1 rRNA gene is annotated in these 2,813 nt (G+C 55.7%); it reads left to right on the top strand.

The window, feature by feature from the left end:
* Positions 1–116 precede the first annotated feature (116 nt).
* Positions 117–2,813 (top strand): 23S ribosomal RNA (locus tag ACI2K6_RS16985); the annotation flags it as partial.

The raw sequence follows: 2,813 nt of genomic DNA, 5'->3' as shown, positions 1-2,813 counted from the left end.
TTTTTTGTTGCTGCATCGTTGATCGCACTGTTCCCCCTGGGGTGGTGTGTGAGGTGTGGTGATGCCGAGAATGACATCTTAGTTAGATATTGCTCATTTGAGGACTTTCATTGTGTGTGAAAGTTTCCAAGGGCGCATGGTGGATGCCTTGGCAACAGGAGCCGAAGAAGGACGTGGGAATCTGCGATAAGCCTGGTGGAGTCGATAACCGGACGTTGAGACCAGGATTTCCGAATGGGGAAACCCCGCACGACGTGTCGTGTGACCCCCGGTTGAACACATAGACCGGGTGGAGGGAACGTGGGGAAGTGAAACATCTCAGTACCCACAGGAAGAGAAAACAAAAGTGATTCCGTTAGTAGTGGCGAGCGAACGCGGATGGGGCTAAACCGTATGTGTGTGATACCCGGCAGGGGTTGCATGTGCGGTGTTGTGGGCCCCTCCTTGTCATGTCTGCCGGCATGGCGCAGTGAGGTGCGGGCATATAGACGAACCAGTGTGGATGCTGGACCGTAGAGGGTGAGAGTCCCGTAGTCGAAATGTGTTCCGCCGCTGTTGGAGGGTCGCCCGAGTAGCACGGGGCCCGAGGAATCCCGTGTGAATCTGCCAGGACCACCTGGTAAGCCTGAATACTACCTGTTGACCGATAGCGGATCAGTACCGTGAGGGAATGGTGAAAAGTACCCCGGGAGGGGAGTGAAATAGTACCTGAAACCATGTGCCTACAAACCGTTGGAGCCTCCTTGTGGGGTGACAGCGTGCCTTTTGAAGAATGAGCCTGCGAGTTAGTGATACGTGGCGAGGTTAACCCGTGTGGGGAAGCCGTAGCGAAAGCGAGTCTGAATAGGGCGATTGAGTCGCGTGTCCTAGACCCGAAGCGGAGTGATCTACCCATGGCCAGGTTGAAGCGCGTGTAAGAGCGCGTGGAGGACCGAACCCACTTCAGTTGAAAATGGAGGGGATGAGCTGTGGGTAGGGGTGAAAGGCCAATCAAACTCCGTGATAGCTGGTTCTCCCCGAAATGCATTTAGGTGCAGCGTCACGTGTTTCTTCCCGGAGGTAGAGCTACTGGATGGACGATGGGCCCTACAAGGTTACTGACTTCAGCCAAACTCCGAATGCCGGGAAGTGAGAGCGTGGCAGTGAGACTGTGGGGGATAAGCTTCATAGTCGAGAGGGAAACAGCCCAGACCACCGGTTAAGGCCCCTAAGCGTGTGCTAAGTGGGAAAGGATGTGGAGTTGCTGAGACAACCAGGAGGTTGGCTTAGAAGCAGCCACCCTTGAAAGAGTGCGTAATAGCTCACTGGTCAAGTGATTCCGCGCCGACAATGTAGCGGGGCTCAAGTACACCGCCGAAACCGTGGCATTCAGTTTTGCTGGATGGGTAGGGGAGCGTCGTTCACGAGGTGAAGCCAGCGGGTAACTTCTGGTGGATTGTGGACGAGTGAGAATGCAGGCATGAGTAGCGAAAGACGGGTGAGAAACCCGTCCGCCGGATGACTAAGGGTTCCAGGGTCAAGCTAATCTGCCCTGGGTAAGTCGGGACCTAAGGCGAGGCCGACAGGCGTAGTCGATGGACAACGGGTTGATATTCCCGTACCAGTGAAGAACCGCCCATGCTGAGCCGGTGATACTAACCGCCCGAACCATCCCGAACCTCGTCTTTGACGGGGACGGTGATGGGGAGCGCGGGACCTGAACCGGGGAGGCAAGCGCATTAACAGGTGTGACGCAGGAAGGTAGCCGGGCCGGGCAATGGAAATGACCTGGTCTAAGGGTGTAGGGCTGCCGGTAGGTAAATCCGCCGGCTGTATGCCTGAGACCTGATGGGCGCCCACTTGGTGGGTGATCCGGTGATCCTATGCTGCCAAGAAAAGCATCGGCGCGAGGTTCAAACTGCCCGTACCCTAAACCGACACAGGTGGTCAGGTAGAGAATACTAAGGCGATCGAGAGAATCATGGTTAAGGAACTCGGCAAAATGCCCCCGTAACTTCGGGAGAAGGGGGGCCCCAACCTTGAGCACCACGTGCTGGTGTGAGGGGATCGGGGCCGCAGAGACCAGGGGGAAGCGACTGTTTATCAAAAACACAGGTCCATGCGAAGTCGTAAGACGATGTATATGGACTGACTCCTGCCCGGTGCTGGAAGGTTAAGGGGACCTGTTAGCTTCGGCGAAGCGGAGAACTTAAGCCCCAGTAAACGGCGGTGGTAACTATAACCATCCTAAGGTAGCGAAATTCCTTGTCGGGTAAGTTCCGACCTGCACGAATGGAGTAACGACTTCCCCGCTGTCTCAACCGTGAACTCGGCGAAATTGCATTACGAGTAAAGATGCTCGTTACGCGCAGAAGGACGGAAAGACCCCGTGACCTTTACTATAGTTTGGTATTGGTGTTCGGTGTGGCTTGTGTAGGATAGGTGGGAGACTGTGAAGCGGGCACGCCAGTGTTCGTGGAGTCATCGTTGAAATACCACTCTGGTCACTCTGGATATCTAACTTCGGCCCGTGATCCGGGTCAGGGACAGTGCCTGATGGGTAGTTTAACTGGGGCGGTTGCCTCCCAAAATGTAACGGAGGCGCCCAAAGGTTCCCTCAGCCTGGTTGGCAATCAGGTGTCGAGTGCAAGTGCACAAGGGAGCTTGACTGTGAGAGTGGCAGCTCGAGCAGGGACGAAAGTCGGGACTAGTGATCCGGCGGCTCGTTGTGGAACGGCCGTCGCTCAACGGATAAAAGGTACCTCGGGGATAACAGGCTGATCTTGCCCAAGAGTCCATATCGACGGCATGGTTTGGCACCTCGATGTCGGCTC

It is taken from the genome of Microbacterium sp. NPDC006705, from assembly GCF_044903545.1.
GTDB lineage: Bacteria > Actinomycetota > Actinomycetes > Actinomycetales > Microbacteriaceae > Microbacterium > Microbacterium plantarum.
The sequence above is the reverse complement of the archived record's forward strand: the minus strand, read 5'-3'. Positions and strand labels throughout refer to the sequence as shown.